General features: G+C 66.0%; 12 protein-coding genes and 2 pseudogenes. 8 read left to right on the top strand and 6 right to left on the bottom strand.

Going from position 1 to position 18,369, the window contains the following annotated elements; genetic code table 11:
* Positions 1-446: 446 nt before the first annotated feature.
* Both AB0M22_RS22470 and AB0M22_RS22465 read left to right on the top strand, forming a co-directional pair.
* On the top strand, positions 447-1,250 hold the full coding sequence (locus AB0M22_RS22470; RefSeq protein ID WP_364730028.1) for an FHA domain-containing protein: 804 nt from the start codon (positions 447-449) through the stop codon (positions 1,248-1,250).
* Positions 1,251-1,260: 10 nt separating this feature from the next.
* A complete protein-coding gene (locus tag AB0M22_RS22465; RefSeq protein ID WP_364730026.1) occupies positions 1,261-1,620 on the top strand; it encodes a hypothetical protein in 360 nt (119 codons plus the stop codon).
* Between the two features lie 25 nt (positions 1,621-1,645).
* On the opposite strand, the pseudogene AB0M22_RS22460 reads toward AB0M22_RS22465, so the two are convergent.
* From AB0M22_RS22460 to AB0M22_RS22450, 3 genes and pseudogenes are all read right to left on the bottom strand, one after another.
* Positions 1,646-4,245, bottom strand: a pseudogene (locus tag AB0M22_RS22460) (LuxR C-terminal-related transcriptional regulator).
* A gap of 41 nt (positions 4,246-4,286) precedes the next feature.
* Positions 4,287-5,411 carry a catalase family protein gene (locus tag AB0M22_RS22455; protein ID WP_364730024.1) on the bottom strand — a complete coding sequence of 375 codons (1,125 nt, stop codon included), beginning with the start codon at positions 5,409-5,411 and terminating at the stop codon, positions 4,287-4,289.
* Positions 5,408-7,137 (bottom strand): annotated as a pseudogene (locus AB0M22_RS22450) (peroxidase family protein). The gene AB0M22_RS22455 and the pseudogene AB0M22_RS22450 overlap by 4 nt, the downstream one beginning before the upstream one ends.
* Positions 7,138-7,698: 561 nt before the next feature.
* Between AB0M22_RS22450 and AB0M22_RS22445 the strand changes: the two are divergent.
* On the top strand, positions 7,699-8,448 hold the full coding sequence (locus AB0M22_RS22445) for a hypothetical protein (RefSeq protein ID WP_364730021.1): 750 nt from the start codon (positions 7,699-7,701) through the stop codon (positions 8,446-8,448).
* Positions 8,449-8,476: 28 nt separating this feature from the next.
* Here AB0M22_RS22445 and AB0M22_RS22440 read toward each other — a convergent pair whose 3' ends face one another.
* On the bottom strand, positions 8,477-9,364 hold the full coding sequence (locus AB0M22_RS22440; protein ID WP_364730018.1) for a hypothetical protein: 888 nt from the start codon (positions 9,362-9,364) through the stop codon (positions 8,477-8,479).
* A gap of 1,620 nt (positions 9,365-10,984) precedes the next feature.
* The gene (locus AB0M22_RS22435; RefSeq protein WP_364730015.1) at positions 10,985-11,578 is read right to left on the bottom strand and encodes an RICIN domain-containing protein; all 594 of its coding nucleotides are present in this window, start codon (positions 11,576-11,578) and stop codon (positions 10,985-10,987) included.
* A gap of 620 nt (positions 11,579-12,198) precedes the next feature.
* Here AB0M22_RS22435 and AB0M22_RS22430 point away from each other — a divergent pair.
* The 4 genes from AB0M22_RS22430 (at position 12,199) to AB0M22_RS22415 (ending at position 16,552) form a co-directional block, all read left to right on the top strand.
* Positions 12,199-12,321 (top strand): hypothetical protein, encoded by a 123-nt coding sequence (locus tag AB0M22_RS22430; RefSeq protein ID WP_364730013.1) that lies wholly within the window; start codon positions 12,199-12,201, stop codon positions 12,319-12,321.
* A gap of 142 nt (positions 12,322-12,463) precedes the next feature.
* A complete protein-coding gene (locus AB0M22_RS22425; RefSeq protein WP_364730010.1) occupies positions 12,464-13,588 on the top strand; it encodes a tetratricopeptide repeat protein in 1,125 nt (374 codons plus the stop codon).
* A 203-nt stretch (positions 13,589-13,791) separates the two neighbouring features.
* Positions 13,792-15,468: a hypothetical protein gene (locus AB0M22_RS22420; RefSeq protein ID WP_364730007.1), complete on the top strand. Its 1,677-nt coding sequence runs from the start codon at positions 13,792-13,794 to the stop codon at positions 15,466-15,468.
* 61 nt (positions 15,469-15,529) lie between these two features.
* Positions 15,530-16,552: a WGR domain-containing protein gene (locus AB0M22_RS22415; protein ID WP_364730004.1), complete on the top strand. Its 1,023-nt coding sequence runs from the start codon at positions 15,530-15,532 to the stop codon at positions 16,550-16,552.
* A gap of 18 nt (positions 16,553-16,570) precedes the next feature.
* On the opposite strand, the gene AB0M22_RS22410 is transcribed toward AB0M22_RS22415, so the two are convergent.
* Positions 16,571-17,680 carry an NADH:flavin oxidoreductase gene (locus AB0M22_RS22410; protein WP_364730002.1) on the bottom strand — a complete coding sequence of 370 codons (1,110 nt, stop codon included), beginning with the start codon at positions 17,678-17,680 and terminating at the stop codon, positions 16,571-16,573.
* A 204-nt stretch (positions 17,681-17,884) separates the two neighbouring features.
* On the opposite strand from AB0M22_RS22410, the gene AB0M22_RS22405 reads away from it, so the two are divergent.
* Positions 17,885-18,322 (top strand): MarR family transcriptional regulator, encoded by a 438-nt coding sequence (locus tag AB0M22_RS22405; RefSeq protein WP_364729999.1) that lies wholly within the window; start codon positions 17,885-17,887, stop codon positions 18,320-18,322.
* The last annotated feature ends 47 nt before the right edge of the window (positions 18,323-18,369 follow it).

Genomic DNA, 18,369 nt, shown 5'->3' with positions numbered 1-18,369 from the left:
TTGCCGACGGCGACGAGGTGGGACCAGTTGGGTGTTCCTGTGCTGGATTGTGTTTGGGTGAGGTGGCCGGCGCTGTCGATGTGGGTGATTGCGATCAGGCCGTCGTTATCGCGATAGAACAGAACGTGTGTGGTCATATTGATCTCTTCCTCATGGGGTGTGTCGGGTCGATCTCGATGCTGCCCAGCCACACATTTAGTGTGCAAAGCCAGTTTTGGTATGCACACCGCGATGCGAACGAGTAGCTGGCTACCTCAACTTCGATATCGGGCTCACACGACCGGGCGCTACCTCGACGAACTCGTCGTGAAATTGGCCGACCACCATTACGAACCGACTGGCCCTTGACCGGAAATATCACCGGTGCTTCGGCTCACTAAGCATATTGTTCCGTCAGGTAGTCGAGTACCCGTTCGAAATTCGTCCGGCCGTGGGACTATTCGGCGATGGAGCAATTAATTGTTCTCTACCCGGCCAAGCTGGCGGGCACGGCCCTGCGGCTCGGTCCGGGGCGGCAGCTACTCGGACGCAGCTCGCGCACCGATCTGCGTCTTGATGATCAGCACGTCAGCGCCGTGCACGCGGCAATCAACAACCTGGGTGGTCAGGTCACCGTCGAGGATCTCGGTTCCGTGAACGGGACGCGGATCGGTGGTGAGCCGTTCACGGGCGCAACGCTCCTGCGTGACGGGGATATCGTCACCTTCGGCAATATCGAAGCACGCTTCGAACAGACCTCGGGACCACCGACGACGATGCTGTCACCGGAGGACAGCCGCCGGCCGCCGCCGAGCCGCGTCGGCTTCGACGTCGATCGCCAGACCGCGCGCCAGATCAACAATGTCGGACGCGACCAGCACAACAACAGCTACGTTCAGCAGCGCGAGAGTTTCCTGCGCGAGGCCGCGGCATCTCGGACGAAAGCGCGATTTGTGTTCTGGATCGGTCTCTTCCTGACGACCGGCGGGATGCTCGGATACGCCTACTATTTCGTACGGGCGGCCGGCGAGTTCAACACCGTGTTCAAGACCGCGGCGGAGCCAGGTGTCATTCCGGAGCCTCCTGCTTTTTCGTTTTTCGGTCCAGATACAAGCCTCGGCATACCGGCTGGGTTGATCTGCTTCATGATCGCGTTCATCGGCAGCATCCTGTTGTTCATCGGCCTGATTCTGTGGATCGTCACGGCAGCCCGTACTCGAAATATTGATACAGATCCGCGATATGCGTGGAATTCGCCGTACGTCAGGTAAGGAAAAAGTAGTGGTCTTCAATATCGGCTCACAGCAAGGCAACATCAACAACGTCGGGGGAGACCAGACGATATATGGCGGTCAACACGGCAACTTCGTATCCGGCCAGGTGGTCGAGTTCGCCGCCGAGCTCGCAACCACGTTGCGCCGCATGGGAATGGATCGAGCCGCCGCCGATGCGGACGCGGTCCGGCACGAGTTGGAGCAGCCGCGCCCGAACCGAGACGGTATCGTCGCGCGGCTGACCCGAATCGCCTCGGCTGTCACTGCGGTCGCGGGCGCCGAGTCGGCCGTGCACGCACCTCTTGTGGCGCTCGCACAGTGGTTGGGTGCGCTCGGCTCACCGATACTCGGCATGCTCGGAGCGTGACCGGTGCGGGCAACCTTCGGTGAACCTATTGTTTGTCATCCCGCCAGATCATGGTGGCGAGCTGGTCGCGGTCGGCGGCGCCGAGTTTGAAGCAGGCCCGGTAGATGTGGCCCTCGACGGTTCGCACCGAGACGCAGAGCCGCTCGGCGATCTCACGGTTGGACAGTCCGCGGGCGATGAGCGCGGTGATTTCGCGTTCGCGTCCGGTGATCGGCAAGGGCTGGGCAGCGGACACGATGGCCGGGGTGGTCGCTCCGTCGCACTGGGCGGCTAGTTCGAGGGCGCGCGCCGAGGCCTGCGCACTCAGCAGGCGTTGTGCCGCGCGGTCGTGAATCGGGACCACCTGTGCGGCGGCATCCGCTGCCGCCAGCAAAAGTCCGGCGGTTTCGAACTCGACACTGACCGCGGCCAGCGCTTTGGCGTCGGAGTGACCGAAGGCGGCGGCGTGGCGGGCGTAGATCCCGACCACGGGCCCTTGTACGCGGCCGGCGAGAGCGTGCAGCCGTGCTGCGAGGGTGCGGTCGCCGAATCGGGTGGCATAGTGCAGGGCTTCGGCTTCCAGCGCGTATTGCCCTGTGCTGTGGGCGATTTCGGCGGCCTTGCGGGCCAGTTCGACTGCGGAGTGCTGGTTGTGGGTTGCGGCCGCCAGCCAGGCGCGGGCGATCATGCGCTGCGGTTCGTGCAGTGCCATGTGGGGGCCGGTGTGTTCTTCGGCTTCGAGGAGGACCCGTTCGGCTTGTTCCGCGTCGCCCAGCGACGCGTAGGCGCGGACGAGTAGCAGCCGTGCCGGTAACTGCCAGGGTAGTGAGGTCTCGGCGTCGAGCGCCGCCAGTGCTTGCTCGAACGCGGTGATCGCCTCGCGGTAGCGGCCGCGGTATGTGGTGACGACACCGACCGCTATTTTGGCGATCGCCCAGCCGGCGAACTGTCCCGCGGAAGAGAATTCGGTGCTTTCGGTGGCGCGCTGCTCGGCAAGGTCGAATTGGCCGATCATCGTCAGCGCGAGCACATCGCAGTAACGGACCATGGCGCGGATCATGCCGTCGCTGGCTTTGCGCTGGGCCCGGCTCCGGGCCGCGATCGGGGCGAAGTCGGCGCCGCGCCCGGCCACCGGCATCGCCAGTCCGGCGGCGAACGCGGCGAAGTCGACGGCGTGCCCAGGGGAGTTCGGTTCGGCGAGAACACGTTCGGCGGCGTCGATACCGTCGGCGATATGGCCCTCGTGCACCGCCATGGCGGCGTTCACGGCATCAATGACCAGGCGCAGTGCGGGATGCTCGACGCGAGCGCCGAGCAGGTCCATCAGTTTGCGGGCGCGGTCGGCATCGTGCAGGGACCAGAACAACAGGCTGGCGCGGGGAATGCCCCACTGGACGAGTTGAAGTTGATCGAGTTGGTCGGGGTCGAAGCCGGCCAGGATCTCGTCGGCTTCGAGCGGACGTCCCTGCCACAGCAGGGCGCGGGAGAGCAATTCGGCTGCGGCCAGTCCGCCGCCGCGGTCGTTGGCGGCGCGCGCGAGTCGTTCGCCCAACGGCAGATTGGACAGCGCGACAGCATCTTTCGCAGCCGTGATCAGCAGACCGGGGTCGATGGGTTGGTTGCTGTCGACACATAGCTGCGCCAACCGGATCCGGTGGGCAGCGGTGCCGAGATCTCGGTCCCGCAACATCTCCACGATGCGGCCCCGCAGCTTGCGCGCCGCGGCGGTGCCGATCTGGCGGCGAACGACATCACCGAGGAGCGGATGGCTGAACCGGGCGCTGATCGGCGAGCCGTCGTGGCTGATGCGGATCAGGCCGGCGATCTCGGCGGCGTCCACGGCATCCTCGCCGACGAGGTCGGTGAGGATGTCGAGGTCGAGCGGTTCGTAGATGGCCAGCGCTTTCAATGTGTCCAGGACCGGCTCGCCCACTCGGGCGAGCCGCTCGTCGAGCAGTGCGACGAGCCCGGACGGGACGGCGGTCGGACCGCGTAGTTGCCAGACACCGTTGACCTCGGTCAGGGTGCCCGCTTCGACCGCGCCTTCGACCATGTTGCGCAGGAACAGCGGGTTTCCGCCCGAGGATTCCCACATGACGTCGGCGCTGAGGCCTTCCAGGGCTCCGCTGAGGACCGTCTCGACCAGGCCGACGCACTGCTCTTTGGTCAGTGCGGCCAACTCGATCCGTTCCAGGTAACCGTCCTTCCACAACGAAGTGACCGCGTCGGGCACGTGTTCCCCGGTTCGAACGGTGGCCACGATGTGCGCGCTGTGGTCGACCGCGATTTGGTGCAGCAGAGTCGCGGACAGGTTGTCGAGTAGGTACGCGTCATCGACGCCGATCACTGTGTCTTGTTGGGCGAGAAGGTTTTCCCGGGCCGAGCACAGTAGTGCGATCGGGTCGCGAGAGGCCGACGGCGCGATCCAGGGCGCGAACACGCCCAGCGGAATGGCTTGGGACGATTCGGGCAGGCCGCCCACCGCACCGGGGTGTGCAGTGCCGACGTGACGATCCTGGCGAGTGTCGTTTTGCCGATGCCTGCGGCACCGACGAGCACGACACCACCGGTGTCGGTGCCCGTCAATGCCGCACGGACCGCCTCGAATTTGTCGGGACGATCGAGCAACTGCCAACGATCCCCCATGGGCGATAAGTGTAGACGCCGGTGGGTGTGCGGCGCGGAGGTCATCGCGGAAGTTGGTGCTCGGTCGGTTCGAGTCTGGGGGTGTTGTTGACGCCGTGGCGGTAGTTGCTGGACGCTTCGTACACGCGCTGTTTGAGCCGGTTGATCGATCCCATCGGCCGGTGGGCCCGTAGGCCACGCCAGGAGTTGAAGGACAGGACGTCGTCGCCGAACGCGCGCCGCTCTGGGGTATCCGGATCCTGGATATCGAACCGGATGGTGGCGACAGTCCGGTGCGGCGATGCTTCTTCGGACCAGGCGACGGTCGCGTCCTCGATGGGCATGGTGCTCGGATCGGTGCACAGCTGCACCCGCAGCTCGTATTCGGCGCTGTGCGTGGCGAAGAAGTCGACGATGAGGTCCTGGTGGGCGTTGACGCCCGCGTCGCGGCCCACCGGCCGGCCGCGCAGGGCCGTGACCTCCGGCGAGACCGGAATGTAGAGGAGCTTGGCGATGTAGTCGCCGAAGCGCAGCGGCGCCGACGAGTAGAACGTTTCCCCCAGAATGTGGGTGTTGGGCCGAATGAACACGCCCAGATTCGGGGGTAGGGGACGTCCGATGCGCCGCAACACGTGCTTGTCGAGCGCGGACAGGATGGTGCTGCCCGTCTGGAGTACGGGGTCGGGCAACCGGGCCAGCACCCACGCGGCCGGCATGCCCCGGCGCAGATAGGCGTGGGCGTCCGCGAACAGGAATTCACGGTGGGTGACCATGATGAAGTCCTGAGTGGTGGCCTCGTCGCCGGGCAAGGCACGTGCCCCGTGGACACCGAGCACCTTGATTCCCAGGCCGCGTACGCCGCGCATCTGGTCACTGCGGATCACCCCCGAGGTGCTCGACAGGCGGGCGATGACGGGATACGAGGCGGGTGTGGCGAAAAGACCCTGTGCCAGTTCGACGGGCAGGCCGGGGTGAACGGTCAGTTCGCCGCGCAAGATGCCGTGGCCCTTGGCGTGTGCGTCGCGCAATCCGTGCTTGTATTTGCGATAGGCGCGTTCGTTGTTGCCGCGGAGCACCGTGATGATCTTGTCGATGATCTGTTCTTCGTCGGGGCGCGGTTGCTCGAGGTCGTCCCGGTACCGAAGGTAATTCTGCGCGGTTGTGCGCGGTGCTGTCACGTCGGTCATCGCGATCGTTTCCTTTGCCTGCTCTGCGGGTCGACGCTCCGCCACGGAGCGAACGGGTTGGCGACACCGTCGAGAGCGGGCGCCAGAGTGGGGAAGTGCCGCAGCAGAACGCTGCGCATGGTGTTGTCCCGTACCCACGCCATGCCCGCCTCGGTGTAGACCTCGGGCCGGAAGTCGGTGGTGAAGAATCGGTCACCGGACAGCCGCCGGGATGCCATCAGCACGAACAGCCGGAATGCGGTGTCGCTGAAGCCGAATCCGGCCGGTTTGGGTTCGGCGTAAAGTCCGACCATGAGGTCGACTTGTTCGACATCGCCGTAGACCTGCTCGAGCTCCTTCGCCCACAGCGGGTTGTCGGTCAATTCCTCGAATGAGGTGGCAGGTCGTAGCCGCAGTTGCCGGCGAAACTCGTTGTAGCGCGGCACTCCACGTTCACGGACCCGCAGAATGTCCACGGTCGCGAGGTCCAGGAGCGGGTGTCCGGGGCGTGTCAGATTCTGCAGATGATGCGGATAGTTGTGCAGCGTCAGAGCTCCGGGATGGGCGCGACCGAACGAGTAGAACAACTCGTCCATCGGTGTCTCGGCGAGACGCTCGCGGATGTGGGCGACCCCGAGATCCGGGAACGGATGCTCGGCGCGGACACTGTCGTCGGCGAGGCTGCGGACCACGAGATTGTCGGGTATGAGCGGATGCATCCGATACACGGCGACGAATTCCTCGGTGAGCGAAAACGGGATCCCGCTGTCATCGATGGCGGATCCCGGTATGCCGCACAACACTTCGCTGCCGCTGAGCCGGCCGAACCGTCGTTGTACCCGCTCACCGAGAACCCCGAACCAGTTGGCGCGCATGGCGGCAACGGTGGTGGGGTGCGCGATGATCGCCGGTGTCCAGTCGATGGTGTGGATCTTGGCGATCAACGCCGAATTCACCAAACGCGCCGTGTTGTAGAGGTTTTCGTCGGTCATGTGCGGGTAGCGGCGGGCCAGATCAGCGCAGATCGCATTGTGCTCGGCCATGAACAGCGAATGCAGCATGGCGAGTCCGACCCAGGCGTTGGCCGCCGCGCTGGACAGTTCCAGCAGGCCCTCCACGCCGAGCGGCGGTAGTCCCAGATCGTCGACCTCGAGTCGCCCGTTGCTGCCGGTCCGCAATGCGGCGGCGAATTTGGCTGTGCTGCCATAGATTTGAGACGCATCCCACCAATGAGTGTCGTCAGTGGTGTAGGTCGGGGGTCCGCCGGGGACGGGGCTGGGACCGCGGCGGTGCGGGGAATCGTCATGGGCCGGGCGGGCCATGGATCGTGATCGTTCAGTGGAATCGTCCACGGCTCGGTTTCGGCGTCGTCGTGGCTGAGCCAATCGTGTACCTCGAACTGGATCCAGGCCGCGGCGAGCAGATTCAACGTGGTGGCCGGTTGGAAACGGTCGCGGGTCAGCAGCTGCTGACTGATCAGCCTCGGGTTGGGCTCCAGTATGCGGGCCGGATCCTCCGGGTAGGTGTATCGCAAGGGGACATTGCGTCCGAACCGGCAGCCGACCGAGCCCGCTCGCGGATCGTCGAGGGAGTTGTATGTCCCGTCGATCGTTCGCGCGCGGAGATGTTCGCTGTCTACAGCCGGATCGGCGGGTAGTGGTCCGGCCGGATGCGGTCCGGTGTCGAAGAGATTCGCCGAGCGCAGCCGACTACGCAGCCCGACCAGGACAGCCACCCCCAGCGGCATGGGCAACCTGGACCAGCCGATGGTGCGGTCGATCGTCTCGGCGACTCGAATCAGCAGGCGGGCCGCACGGGGTATCCGGCGGGCCGGCGGTGGAGGGTGCGGCGTGGTCTCCGGCGATGGTGTCATCGGCTGTGCCCTGACTGTCAAAAGGACCTCCTAGTGGCGGGCACGAGCTTGCGGCTCGTCCGAGATCGGATGCACAGTCTTCGTGCGGGACGGGGCGATCGTCCTGCGTAGTCGGCTACTTCAACCTCGAGCATCGCCTTCGGGTCGCTGACGCAACTACCCGAACTTCGCGATGGAACCGGCGGTCGGGTAGGACGTGGCGGCACGCCTTCCGCGACGACGCCCTCCCGCATGGCGCCGGTGTGCCCGTTCACGACGGTTGTGCCCGCAGATCGCAGCGAGGCTGCCCGCACCGGGTGACGCCGGATGTCGTTGGCAGGTAATCGAGTAGCGAGGTACGCACGCGAGTCGGCAACGGGTTCGCCAACGCTGTCTTCGATGGTGTTGCCGACCGCTGGGAGGCACTCGGGGCGGGCACCACGAAAGGGCACCGACGTGATCACTCCGATCGAGATCAAGGTCAACCTCGCTGGCGACGTCGCGGACGCGCTGACCCGGCTACGGTGTTCGCGGAATCCTGCTGTCGAGCGCCGCATCTGGTTCGCCGAGTCCCGCAGTGACGGCTCCGGCGCAGCATCGGCGTTGCTGTCGAGCCGGATCGTCATCCGGTTACGCAGCGGTGAGCGCGACGACCTCACCGTGAAGCTACGGCCATGCCGGCGTTCGCAATTGGCCGGTAGGTGGACCACGCCGTTCACCGATGATGCCTTGGAGTACCGCATCGAAGGCGACTGGTGTGGCGAGCGGCGGGTGCTGTCGGCCTCGGCCGTGGGTGAGCGGCGGCCCGGATCATTGCGCGATGCCGCGATGGTCGGGGCCGATGTGACAGCCGCTTTGGACTCCGGCCAGCGTCAGTTCCTGGTGAGCTGCACACCTCCGGGCGTTGCGGTTGATCACCTCTCGGCGATGGGTCCGATTGCGTCGACGAAATGGACCAACGTGCGATTGGGGGATCTGGAGGTCGATGTCGAACGTTGGTGTACCGCCGAGCTCGAGTTGCTCGAGTTGTCGCACCGTGTCACCGCCAGGCACCCGGAGTCCCGCACCGAGATGGAAAGTCGCGCTGTAGCAACGCAACTCGGGTTCGAGTCCGTGGTGCGCCGACACGGCTTCTCGATCGCGAACGGCGAGACCAAGACCGAGCAGGTGCTCGCCGCGCTGGTGGCGCGATCGCGCCGGCAATGATGAGGCCGCAAAGGGCCTTTCCCGCGGATCAGTTGTCGTTGCGGGTGGTGCTGATGTCGATGCGGAGTGTGTCGTTTCGGGCGATGACGAAGACGCGGTCACGGTGGGGTCTCCATTGCTGTGGGATGACGAAGTAGGTGTCGGGGGTGCGCGCGAGCAGGCGTACTCCGCTGTAGAGGTAGCGGTATTTCTCGCCGGGGACGGTGATTTCGTCGACCTGGGTGCCGGTGCCCTCGATGCCGAGGCGGTCGACGCTGAACACGAGGATCGAGGGCTGGTCAGGGAATCCGGCGTGGGCGAGGGCGCGGGCGTCGGTGATGCCTTGCTGGGCTGCGTAGGCGCCGATGCTCCAGAGGGTGCCGGCGAAACCGAGACCGAGCAGGGCGATCATGACCGCTGTCGTGGGCGGGCGTGTCGCGCTGCGGTGACGCGGTCGTGGACGCCCGGGCAGGCTCGGGCGGCGTAGTAGCGCCGGATAGGTCGCGCGCAGTGTGGTGGCGTAGCCGAGCAGCAGGGCGCCGAGTATCAGGGCGCTGGGTTGCAGGGTGCTCAACAGTGACCACGCGTATCGGACTCCTAACCCGATGAGCGCGGGTATCGCAAGTGCGGCCGCGCCGACGCCGAGGGTTAGCGCGTACCAAATGCGTAGCGTGCGTCGGGGTTTGCGGGTTTTGCGCGCGATCAGGAACGGCAGCCCGCGCACCGCGACCAGGACCAGCAGGACCAGCAACGCGACTACTACCGGCCAGAAGGTGGGCGTCAGCGAACGCATCGTGAGTTCGACGGGAGACAGGCCGAGCATTCCGGCGTCGATGCCGAAGTAGCTGTACCACGTGCGGGTGTAGACCGAGCCGAAGTAGTACAGGACCGCGCCGAGCAGTACCGCTTGCGAGGTGAACGCGGCGGTTATCGACATGGCCGCTGACAGGGGGGGCGTCACGGCCGGCCGGGTGGAGGCTGAGCTGCTCAATGTGACGGGAACGGGATGTCGATGGTTGGTATCCGCGGCAGGGTGGTGGATGGCGTTGGGATCGGCGTTGTCGGGCGCGTTGTCACGGGCGTTGTCACGGGCGTTGTCGGCGGCCGGGGCCACGGAGTCGTAGGTGGATGGGGGCGCGTCGGCGGGTCTGCAGTGGGCACGGGTTTCGGGGTGGGCGGGATGAGCGGGGGAATGGCGGTCTTCGGGGGTCCCGGGCGTGCCGGGTCGTTCCACTCAGGTGGCGCCACTGTCGTCAATGTTGCTGCTGTGGTGGCCGGGTAGGGCGTATTGCCGTCGAGGGGTTCGCGGCCGCCGCCGCCGTCGCCCGGCGCGCACCCGATCAGCGCCAGCGCGGTAAGCATCGCGCCGGTGAATACGATTGAGCGGGAACTGATCTGAGTTCTTGCCATGGTCATCATCGCCTTTGTATCGACCGCATCCCGGTCGCTGATGTCTTCGTCGATCGGTTGTCGAACCGGCGGCACCGCTTGCGCGGGTGAGCGCGGCTGTCATCGACAGCGCCACCGACAGGGGTCGTCACTGCCGCTTGGGATGAGGCCGGTCCGCTCACCGCGACCTCGTCGGCGGAGTGGGCAGGTGGTCGGTACTCGGTTGCGACGGCACCGGGGGCGTGGGTGCCATCGGCTGCCCGGGCAACGGGACCGTCGGAGACGTGGTCGATGGCTCCACCGTGAGGCTCGCATTCGGTGGTCTCACCCAGGAAGTGGGATCTACCGCACCCGATGGCCCGAGTTCCGCGGTGGGAGGGATGAGCGGGCGGACGGCGGTCTTCTGCGGTGGTTTCTGCGCTCCCGGGCCTGTCGTGTCGTTCCAGTCCGGGGATGGTGCTGCTGTGGCCGTCGGGTACGGCGTGTTGCCGTCAAGAGGTTCACGGCTACCCGGAGATTCACGACCACCCGGCGCGCACCCGAGCAGAACCAGCATCGAGAGAATCGCAATGCCGAATATGATTGGGCGGGAATCGATCTGAGTTCTTGCCATGATCATCGCCTCTATATCGACCGCATCGCGGCCGCTCATGTCTTCGTCAATCGGTTATCGAACCGCTGGTCATGACTTCCGGAAACCTAGCTCCGCGAAGGCCGAAGCGAACACGCGCCGACTACTCGGAGCCCAACAACGCGTCATCGGTGACACGGGAATTGGTCCTGGCCGGCGACGACGCCCCTCCCTCGAGCGTCACGAGCCGATCAACCCGACTCTTCGTCATCGCCGGTCGCGCTTGCACTCACCGATTGGTCTACCGCGCGGCTGGTTTCAGAAGTGGTGCTGCACAGTGGTTTCGGGGTGATAGACAGATTTGATTCTCGTTGCGTGCGCCCCGCATAACACCTGACTGCCCAGGCCGAGTTGCGACGCCAGCTCCCCAACAGACGTGCCGACCGCAACCTGACTACCTACTGACACTAATCTCATGCTCGTAGGTGCTGTATCCGCTGTTCATACGACACGGTGCCTGGAGCCGAAGTCGTCGCCGATCTGGACCTGCGTTCTGCCCCTGTGCTTTTCGCCCATCTGGGTCACTGCTTCGCGATCTCATCTAATCACTGGACCTGGACCACCTCGGAGGTCCCAGAACTGATTCAGGTTGTTCAAGCAGGTCCACTGTTGCAGGCGCGCACCTTGTTTCGGTCGATTCGCCAGGGATGGCGCAGCATTGGCGGCATCGAGGCATTTTCCGGTGTGTCGTGCTCGTATTGTCGTTCTCGCGTTGTCGCAGAACGTCATCGGCTGACAACGCACATACGGATCGGTGACCGACTCGATGTACCAGCGCTGGCTGGGGCCGCCATAACAGTCATACGTTTGGACGATGGCACCGTCGCTTCCGCTGGCTCCGTTGACGTCGAGACACTTGCCCGCGTGTCGCACTTTGATCAGGAAATCCGAGCGAGGATTGTTCGGATCGGTGAGCACGAGGTCATATCGCTGATTGGCCCCACCCCAGTCGGTCCAGAGCACAGTATGGGTGTTCGCCAGGGAGGCTTCCCACACGTCGACCACCATCCCGGTGTAATGATTGACGATGGAATACGGCTCTCCGGCGGCATCGGCGGTGCTGGGTGACAGCAGACCGAACCCCGTCAACAGGGCGGTCAGCAAAGCTGGCCGGTAGATGTGTCTTCTCATGGTGTTCTCCCTTTTCATGCGGAATGCACGAAAACGCTAGGTCGATACGCCACAGTCCACCGGAGTAGTGCCCTACCCCAATTCAGTGACGCCGGCGCCCGAACCCGACCGTGCCGATCAGGTCGCACCCGCGGGACGGGCGCAAGCGTAGGCGCGCCGCATGGGAATTCCGACGACGAGCGGCGCGCAAAGTGATTCGTGCCGAATTCGATACTCGGCCGGTCGGACTCACCTCGAATATGCGTCTGATCAGATGTGTCACGCCGGGATGGTTGTTCAGCGAGTCCCCGGGTGGGGCCGAACGGCTCGGGTCGGGCATGCCGTAAGGCCCTATGGCCGGTGGCGCGAGGCGCAGAGACTGGGCACTGGACAGACGTTCCGAAGTCACGCAATCAATTGCCGGGATCGTTGAGTTCTGACAACCGGTTCGACATCTTGTCGCCTGGTTCTCGACCGGCAGGCCGAGTCGGATGGTCTTCTGGGAGGAGACACGCCATTGGGAACACCAATCGGCTGCTGATACCGGCAGTGGGAGCTTCATCCTCGAACGAATCGCAGTCAATCGTTGCGGGCCGCTACGAACTCTGTAGTGGCACAAATCAATCCGAGAGGAACATGTCATGAGGATTTTCAATCGGCTGCTGGTGCTGGCAGCGGGAGTCGGCGGGCTGCTGGCCGCGTTGATCGGTCCGGCCGCCGCCATGATCTCGCTCAATCATTGTGAGCCGCTGCGAACCCTGTAGTGGCACAAACAATCTGAGAGGAACATGGCATGAAGTACCAATCGCCTGCTGATGCCTGCGGCGGGTTGTCGACCACGCTGATCGGTCTCGCCGTCGTCGACCGAATCGGTGCCGATCACTATGAGCCGGTACAGATCCGGTAGTGGTGTCGATTCGGGATCGGTGGCGGGTGAGGTGTGCCCGGCTGCGGATGCGGCTGGCCCGCTACTGGCAGGTGAATGGTGATCTCGACGAGGCGGTCGGGCACGGCCGCGGCGCGCTGCGGCTGGCCTGCGCCGCCTCGTCGGGGCCCGCGCTGCCGGCCGCCGAGGCCGCGCTGACGGTCGCCGGGATCGAGCTGGATCGCGCCGAATACCCTGCCGCGACAGCACATCTGGTCGACGCCGTACGGTGGCTCGAACAAATGCCGGAGACCACCGAGCGGGACCGGCTGTGCGCCCGGATCCTGGTGGCGCTGGCCGATTGCCATCGCCGCACCGGCGACTACCGGGCGGCCGAACACGCCCTCGGCCGCGCCCTGCCGTTGGCCGAAGCCGCCGGCGGTGCGTCGCTGGGCGCCGTGCTCACTCAGCTCGGCATTACCGCCAAGGAACTGGGCGACTTCGACCGAGCGGCACAGCATTACGCCCGGCTCCGGCGGCGCTACGACGAAACCGGCGCCACCCCGGCGGAATTCGCTGCCCTGAGCCACAATCTGGCTGGACTCGCCCACGCCCGTGGCGACTACCCGGACGCCGAAACCTATGCCCGCCGCGCAGTCGACACCCGCCGGAGTGCACCGCACACCAACCCGGTCGACCTCGCCCAAGACCTCGCTGTCCTCGCCGCCGCTCTGGCCGGCCAGGACCGCCACGAACAGGCCCGCACCCTCCTGAACGAGGCTCTGGCCATCTGCAGGACCGCACACCCACCGCGCCACTACGAGATCGCCGTTCAGCTCCACAACCTCGCGGCCATCGAGCAGACGCTCGGCGACGCCGAAACTGCCGAGCGCCACTACCAGCAGGCGCTGACCATCAAGGACCGCATCCTCGGGAGCGACCACCCCGAAATCGCCGTGCTCACCAACAATCTCGCCACCCTGCTACGGGAGCAAGGCCGTCACGGCGAAGCCGCCGCACTCCACCGCCGCGCCCTGGCCATCGCCACCCGCACGTTCCCACCCGAGCATCCCATCGTCGTCGCCATCCGCCACAACATCGCCCGCACCGACGCCGACCACCTGGTCCCGCAAACCCTCATCCCGGCCCCACCACCGCCGACCTGAGCGAAACATCAACGCCGCCGTTCCGCTCGACAGCGCCCACAGCGCCGAAACTGTTGAGTAACAGCTCCGCGACCGTGCTGATCACCCTGTGGGCGGGCCGATGCGCGTACCGCGGCGGCTTCGAGCTTGACCAGGAGATTAGGGCCTCGCGCGGCTGTTGTGCTCGTGGTTGCATGTGGGGGCGCAGGACGAGGCGGAGGATAATGGGATACGACTGCACGTTGCATTTGGTGGACGAGGACGCGATTCGGGAGCAGTTCGTGCCTCGGTTGCTCGGCAGTTTCGCCGGGCCGACCGCATTGGATCGAGTGCATCCTGGCGCTGAGGATGTGTGGCGGCAGGTGCGGGAGTTGCTGCTCGGAGCGGACGGGCGGGCCGCGGCGGAGGCGGTGTCCGTTGCGGCGGTCATGTTCAGCGCTTCGATGCTGCCGTACCGGTATGAGCGTGGGCTGGCGTTGAGCCTGGCGTTCGAGGCGGGGCGGGTGTTCCCGGACGCGGTGTTCGAGCCGAAGGCCACCTACGCGCCGGACGGCCTGTTCACCGAAGTCGTTGCGGCGCATCCGCAATTGCGCGGGCGGTTCTCGTCGGGATGGTTCAGCGGGAACTATTCGACGGGCGTGTATGTGCCCGCCGATCAGGTCGCGGAGGTGCTGGCGTGGCTGGAAGAGCAGCTCGCGCCGATGCCGAAAGGGGAGCGGCGGACCTTCCGGGGGATCGTGGCGACCCTGCGGGCGGCGGTCGACCGCAAGCTGGGGTATTGGGAGGCAACCGATCTCGCGGTGCCCGCGGCGGGTGAGTTCCCGGGCGATCCGGAACTCATGTGGGCGCAGTACCTGGGCAATGACGGAACGCCGGCCGCCGCGGTGGAGACCGCGCCGGCCTCGCCGATCGCGAGCGTGCTCGATAACATCGTCGAGGGATTCCTGCTGTCGCACAGCGCCGGCCGGAATCCGCGGGTCGAATTGTGGGATCTCGAGCCATGGCCGCCGCGTTTGGCGTTGCAGCGCAACGAATTCTGGATGACGGCGGCACGGTCGCCCACCGGCGGATGGCTCGCGCACTCCACTGCCGACACGAAGGCGCGCCCGCGGGTGTTCGCGCCGATCCTGGTGGACGGTGCGGCGGATGCGCCACGCACCCTGCCGGCCAAGGGGCCGGGCGAGGCCGACCTCTACACGCACGAGTGCTACTTCCTCGGCACCAGGCCCGTGGTGTTGCACGAGGTGAAGACTCACCTACTGAGATTCGGCGGCCTGAATGTCGGCGATCCGCTGCCCGGCCCGCTGTGGCTCGCGGAATCCGGTGCGTGGGAGCGGATTCCGGGCATCCCGGATGCGGCCGTGGTGCAGAGCGCGCTCGGCGACGCCGCGCGTCCGCTGACCGGTGCGGCCCGGCTCGCGGACGGCAGCACCGTATTGGTCTGGGACGGAGACGGTTACGAACTCGACGCGGCGGGCACCGGCTGCGTCCGGGCCTACGAGATGGGCGCGCAGCGCTCGTTCGTCGAGTTCACCGCGGTGCAGGCGGGCGACGACGGATTCTTCTATCTGTCCGGTCGCGGCCTGCACGAAATCCATCGCGGCGGTACGCCGGTCCGGCATGTCGAAGCCTGGACGAATGTGATGGCCGTGCGTCCCGGACCGGACGGCGGCCTGCTGCTGAAGTTCGGCGGAAACGACGAGGGTGACGTCGGGGTCCTCTACTTCCCGGCGAGCGGCACGTACATCTCGTTGCCGCCGGAGATGTTCGACGACAGATCCAGCTACTCGGCCCTGTATTGGAGCCGGGAAGCCGATCGAATCGTGGTGGTAGGCGGCGGTTTTGTCGCTGTTCCGGTGGAAAGCGTTCTGGCCCAGCCGAGATCGGCGGTGCCGGAGTGAAGGGATTGCGGCAGTACGCCTCTCGGCCGGCGAAACATCGGGCTGCCGGGGGATGAAGAGCGTGCCCGAGGTGCGATATTTCGAGAAGGACGATGGCGAGGTGATGCGATTCTGGCGGATCCGCCGCGAGGGGATCCGCTGTCACATGTCCTGGGGTCAGGTGGGCGGCAGGATTCAGGGGTCGAGCATGACGCTCGACGACGTAGCGCATGCCGAGCGGCATCTGGCCAGGAAGATCGGCGAGAAGCAGCGACAGGGATACGTCGAGGTGGCAATGCCGGTCGTCGTCGCGGCCGTCGATGAGCTGGCCGACGCCCCACTGCTCGACGTGATGCGGGCGCAGGAAGAGAAGCGGTATGCGGGCGCGTGGAGTTTTTACTGGTCGGGCTACGCGCCGGTCGACGGGCGAGCGGGGGTGTTCGCGAAATTCCACGACTTCCAGGGCGGGCCGGGCACCTTCTACGACTATCTCGTGCTGAGCGAGGACGAGCGTCGTGCGCTGCACTTCATCGTCAAGCAGCCCGGCCACGATCCCCGGACCGTATCGGCCTTCCTCGACTTCGTCCGCCCGCGGATAGGGCTGGCCTTCGACGGCCGGTCCCATCACAAGCTGCCGTTGCCCGCGCCGATCGGCCGATTCGATCACGTGCTGATCAGTGGCCCGTCGTTGTGCGGCAACCGCTACGGCGGCCGGATCGGTGCGGCCATCCCGATTCTCGATTGCGAGATCTGTGACGAGGACACCGAAACTCTGGTCGAGGCGCGGCTGCGGGGGCGGGACCCGATGCCCTCGACCACCTGGGATCGTGAGCCCTACCCGGTCATCGACCTGAAGTTCGATCTGCGCAGTGCGAACGGCTTCGCCGAACTCGGCGGTCGAACCTCGCTCCGCGAGAAGACGTTCAAGGTGCACCGGCGATCGATGCTGGAGCGGGGGATCGGGCTGCTGTCGGCAGCGGGACCCGGCAGCTGGTTCGAGATCCGGAACTATCGACGGGAAATCCTGACCCTCACTCCGGCGGACGTCGCCCCGCAGACTCCGGCCGAGATCCACCGGTTTCTGCTGGGCGACGCCGCCGGGTAACCGGATCGAGATCCGTTCTCAGTTAAGGGATTTCAGCACACCGCGGTCGAAGGCGATCGCCTCGTCGAGGCGGCCTTGCAGCGCCTTGTTCGCCCAGTCGGGATTGGCCAGCAGCGCGCGGCCGACGGCGACGAGGTCGAACTCGTCGCGTTCGAGGCGATCGAGCAGCTGATCGATACCCGCCACGTCGGCCTGCTTCTGCCAGCCCGCGGCGCCGACGAACTCCTGGTCCAGCCCGACCGAGCCGACGGTCACGGTGGCCTTGCCGCTGAGTTTCTTGACCCAGCCGGCGAGATTGAGGTCGCTGCCGTCGAATTCGGGCAGCCAGTAGCGGCGGGTGGAGGCGTGGAAGGCGTCGACTCCCGCGTCGACCAGCGGGGTCAGGATCTGCTCGAGCTCGCCCGCGCTGTCCGCGATCTTCGCCTGGTAGTTCCCGGACTTCCACTGGGAGAGCCGGAAGAAGACCGGAAAGCCGGGGGAGACCGCGGCGCGCACGGCCTCGACGATTTCCGCGGCGAACCGAGCCCGCGACGCGGGGTCGCCGCCGTAGCCGTCGGTGCGCTGGTTGGTGCCGCTCCACAGGAAGCTGTCGATCAGATAGCCGTGTGCGCCATGCAATTCGACGCCGTCGAAGCCGAGCCGTTCCGCTGCTGCCGCGGCCTCGGCGAACGCGGCGACCGTGTCGTCGATGTCGTTCTGGGACATGGCATTTCCGGTCGGGCCGCCGTCGAGCCCCACGCCGGACGGACTTTCGGCGGGCGGCTCGGTCGCGGTGCGGGCCACCCCGGTGTGCCACAGCTGCGGAATGATCCGGCCGCCGGCGAGGTGCACCTGCTCGGCCACGTGCGCCCAGCCGGCGAGGGACTGCTCACCGTAGAAGTGCGGCACATTGGGGTAGGCGCCGGCCGCGGCCCGGTTGATGTAGGTGCCCTCGGTGATGATGAGACCGACATTGTTGGCCGCCCGGCGGGCGTAGTACTCGGCGACGTCGGCCCCCGGCACGCCGTCCGGCGACATATTCCGCGTCATCGGCGCCATCGCGATCCGGTTCGAAACGGTCAGATCGCCGATTGTGAACGGCCGATCCAGCAATCGGCGGATCCGCGTGGTGTCTACTGCCGAAGTCATATCGTCTCCAAAGTCGGCGCCGAGCTGATGACAGCACCATGGTCGGCTGCGGGGAAGAGCAGGTTCTCGAGCGGGAAATAGTTGAGCAACTCAAGCGACTCACCGACAGTACAACCGCAAGTGCTTGATTCTGTCAAGCATTCCGACGAGCGGTGCAGGCTCGGGAAGCTTGAGTTCATCAAGTATTCGGCCTACCTTGACAAGGTGCCGCACTCCTCGCCACCCGCTTCGCCGACCGCGCTCGATGTCATGGCGACCCTCACCGAGTTCTGCCGCGTCTATCAGCAGGACTTCCTCGCCGCGGCCCAGGGCCTGGATCTGACCTACAGCCAGGCCAAGCTCGTCTGCCTGCTGGCCGAACCGCGAGCAATGCGGGAACTGGCCGAAGCCCTGTCCTGTGACGCATCGAACATCACCTTGCTGATCGATCGGCTGGAGCAACGTGGACTGGTCGAGCGGCACATCGACCCGTCCGATCGCCGGGTGAAGAAGGTGGTCGCCACGGCCGAGGGCACCGCGATCGCCCAGCAGGTGCGCGCGCAGATGCACGGCGTCCGCGCGGCGCTGGAAGCCTTGAGCCCGGCGCGTCGGCGCAGCCTGCAGGGCATCCTCGAGCAGATGCATGCCCACATGATCGAGTGAGCCTGCCGAGCTCGCCGACGGCCGGAAATCTCATCGCGCAGACGAAG

It is taken from the genome of Nocardia sp. NPDC051756 (assembly GCF_040681495.1).
GTDB lineage: Bacteria > Actinomycetota > Actinomycetes > Mycobacteriales > Mycobacteriaceae > Nocardia.
Note: the sequence above shows the minus strand (reverse complement) of the source record. Positions and strands in the feature narration are given on the sequence as shown.

Excerpts from the sequence above, each read along its gene's own strand:
- AB0M22_RS22420 (WP_364730007.1), top strand. The coding sequence starts at position 13,792 with ATGGGATACGACTGCACGTTGCATTTGGTGGACGAGGACGCGATTCGG.
- AB0M22_RS22470 (WP_364730028.1), top strand. The coding sequence starts at position 447 with ATGGAGCAATTAATTGTTCTCTACCCGGCCAAGCTGGCGGGCACGGCC.
- AB0M22_RS22435 (WP_364730015.1), bottom strand. The coding sequence starts at position 11,578 with ATGAGAAGACACATCTACCGGCCAGCTTTGCTGACCGCCCTGTTGACG.
- AB0M22_RS22455 (WP_364730024.1), bottom strand. The coding sequence starts at position 5,411 with ATGACCGACGTGACAGCACCGCGCACAACCGCGCAGAATTACCTTCGG.
- AB0M22_RS22410 (WP_364730002.1), bottom strand. The coding sequence starts at position 17,680 with ATGACTTCGGCAGTAGACACCACGCGGATCCGCCGATTGCTGGATCGG.
- AB0M22_RS22430 (WP_364730013.1), top strand. The coding sequence starts at position 12,199 with ATGAGGATTTTCAATCGGCTGCTGGTGCTGGCAGCGGGAGTCGGCGGG.
- AB0M22_RS22440 (WP_364730018.1), bottom strand. The coding sequence starts at position 9,364 with ATGTCGATAACCGCCGCGTTCACCTCGCAAGCGGTACTGCTCGGCGCG.